Source organism: Streptococcus australis, assembly GCF_019930045.1.
Lineage (GTDB): Bacteria > Bacillota > Bacilli > Lactobacillales > Streptococcaceae > Streptococcus > Streptococcus australis_D.
Map to the genome: position 1 here is coordinate 1 of NZ_JAHZQQ010000099.1, position 2,655 is coordinate 2,655.

2 protein-coding genes and 2 pseudogenes are annotated in these 2,655 nt (G+C 34.3%); all 4 read right to left on the reverse strand.

Annotated elements, in window-relative coordinates:
* Positions 1 to 75: 75 nt before the first annotated feature.
* Positions 76 to 447, reverse strand: a pseudogene (locus tag K1J10_RS10375) (ROK family protein); the annotation flags it as partial.
* A 156-nt stretch (positions 448 to 603) separates the two neighbouring features.
* A complete protein-coding gene (locus tag K1J10_RS10380) occupies positions 604 to 1,713 on the reverse strand; it encodes a Gfo/Idh/MocA family protein (protein ID WP_000248712.1) in 1,110 nt (369 codons plus the stop codon).
* Positions 1,714 to 1,847: 134 nt separating this feature from the next.
* Positions 1,848 to 2,306, reverse strand: a complete 459-nt coding sequence (locus K1J10_RS10385) for a YhcH/YjgK/YiaL family protein (RefSeq protein ID WP_049502437.1) — start codon at positions 2,304 to 2,306, stop codon at positions 1,848 to 1,850.
* A gap of 18 nt (positions 2,307 to 2,324) precedes the next feature.
* Positions 2,325 to 2,655 (reverse strand): annotated as a pseudogene (locus tag K1J10_RS10390) (hypothetical protein); the annotation flags it as partial.

The window sequence follows — 2,655 nt, forward strand, 5'->3', positions numbered from 1 at the left end:
TGACACACTTGAAAGCTTATTTGATTAACACTCCGCAACTTTACTTGAGTGTTTACACAAAATTATTGACAGAATCTGTCCCTTCCACAATTCACCTAATGCAGCACAATTAACATCATTTTCAACAAAAGTAGACAACCCAAAACGTTTTTCTATTTCGGAAGTAAAGTTTACTCCGATATACCCTGGTATTGTATAGCCTGCATAGATGATTTCTCCTGTATTAGCATTAACAACTCCAGCAGTGGAAATCCCAACACCATCAATAGAATAATTTAAAATATACTCACCAATTAAATCACAGACCTGATTTAATATCTGGTTCGTTCCCAAATCATAGTCAATAATTGTTTCTATCTCTTTGAACTGATTTAAACTCGTTCCAAAATCGTCGTATAAATCTGCCTTAATTGTTGTTCCGCCAATATCGATCCCTATAATCTTCATTTCATCACTCCCACATTTTTGATCTCATTACTTTTTGATAAAAAATGGGACTGGGCATTATCCCAGTCCCATCTCTATTTCTTTATTCAATGAGTTGTATCACAGAACTTTAGAAATTATATAATGACAAGAATTTACTATTCTGTTTGACAATAGTTAAGCATTTGTGATTTCTGAAAGACTTACTTTTCGATCTTCTTTAACTGATAAAGTACATGCATCAGCGGTAGCGATTGATTCTAAAGCAGCTACACCATTGAGAAGTTTTTCATATTCTTCTGTAATTTCTCCACCTTTAATGATGTCATGTAGATATTCCATTTCTTTATCAATACATGTTTGTAACCATAATGGGCAACGTACTCCTGGTTTACCGTACGCAATTGCTCCATCCATACCACGACCGGTATAGATAGCTGTACGGTCATCATCTTCCTCTTGAGTTTCATGTACTAAGAAGTGTGATTCTCCTTCACCTTTAACACGAAGAGTACCTCCAGTATTGAATAAGTCAAGTTTGATAGCTCCTTCAGTTCCTTGAATCAAGACGTAGTGTTCACCCCAACGGAAAGCATTACCATATTCCAAAACAGCATAACGATCATCAGAGTATTCTAGGTTTACAATGAGCATATCATCTTCATCACCAAAGTTTTCACCTTTATGATATACATTACCTCCTACCATTGTCGCTTTTTCAGGAAGTCCTCCCATGATGAACTGAATGCAATCTAATTCATGAATATGGTGGTACAAATGTCCTCCAGATTGAGAACGAAGTTTCTTCCATGATACAGTTGGTTGTTGTTCTTCCCAACCTGTACGAGCGGCATGGCAATAAAGAACTTTACCGATTTTACCTTGAGTAATCAATTCTTTAGCATGGTGTACACCATTAAAGAAGTTCATGATGTGACCAGCCATAAAGATAACATTATTTTCTTTACATGCGTCAACCATGGCTTTACAATCTTCATAAGACAATGCAATTGGCTTTTCACAAAATACGTGTTTGCCATGTTGAGCAGCTTTCACAACAGGTTCACGGTGAAGGTAGCTAGGTGAAGCTACGATCACACAATCAATATCTTCACGTGCTACAAGTTCATCTAAACTTGCACAAACATCTGATCCCAACTCTTGAGCAACTTCTTCTCCATGATTTGGGTCAAATACCGCAACCACTTTTGCATCTTCAATTTTGTTCATTGAGCGAGCCAAATCAGCTCCAAAATATCCAGCTCCAACAATACCGTAATTTACCATAATTTTTATCCTCTTTCAATATATTTAAATTTCAGCTTTAATTCTTTTTAAAATCTTCAATCTTAAATGTTATATATGGTACAACATTTTTCATATGAAGTTCATTAAGAGACATTGTTTAATATGTTTTTATTTTATCTTTCCTCGTTTAAAACTTTGATAACAAGTTTTTTAACACTTTCATCATTACAATGAATCTTAGGTTGGTGAAGATCTTCTTCAAAAGTCACCAACATATTTCCTGGAAGCAATTCAACAATTTGATAGTCTTTGCTATCGTAAAAAGCAATATCCTTCTCTTCGCTAAAAGGCACACGTGACTGAGCACGAACTGGGGAAGTTACTGCCATTTTTTCAGTATTTTCAACAACAATATGAATATCTAAATATTTCTTATGAGTTTCAAAAATATCTCCTGGAACTCCATCAGCTAGATAGGTCATACAATTTGCAAAAACATTTTCCCCGTCAATATCAATTTTTCCATCAACTAAATCTGTCAAATTTGTATTTTCTAAAAAATCACAGACTTTTGAAAAATGTTTATTGACAGAGGCATATCGTCTAAAATCAGATTGTTCAGAAATGATCATATTATTTTCTCTTTTCTATTAGTGACGAACTTCCCAACTTGAATCCGCTTTAATTTCTGGAATATCATGAATCGTTGTATATTTAGGTGCAGATACTTTATTTTCAGTAAGAACAGATACAATATAACCTGAAACTACTGATACAGAAATTGAAATCAATGAATATGCCCAGTAGCTAACAGCTGTTGGAGGAAGGAAGTATTTAATAAATACCATAACGATGGTTGATACAATCAGCGCTGCATAAGCACCTTGTTTATTTGCTTTTTTAGAAGATAAATTGTAAAATATAGTGCAACAAAAAAACTCATAGCGTTTCATTGGGGTAAACTGTAAGTATTCACACAAA

Excerpts from the sequence above, each read along its gene's own strand:
- K1J10_RS10385 (WP_049502437.1), bottom strand. The coding sequence starts at position 2,306 with ATGATCATTTCTGAACAATCTGATTTTAGACGATATGCCTCTGTCAAT.
- K1J10_RS10380 (WP_000248712.1), bottom strand. The coding sequence starts at position 1,713 with ATGGTAAATTACGGTATTGTTGGAGCTGGATATTTTGGAGCTGATTTG.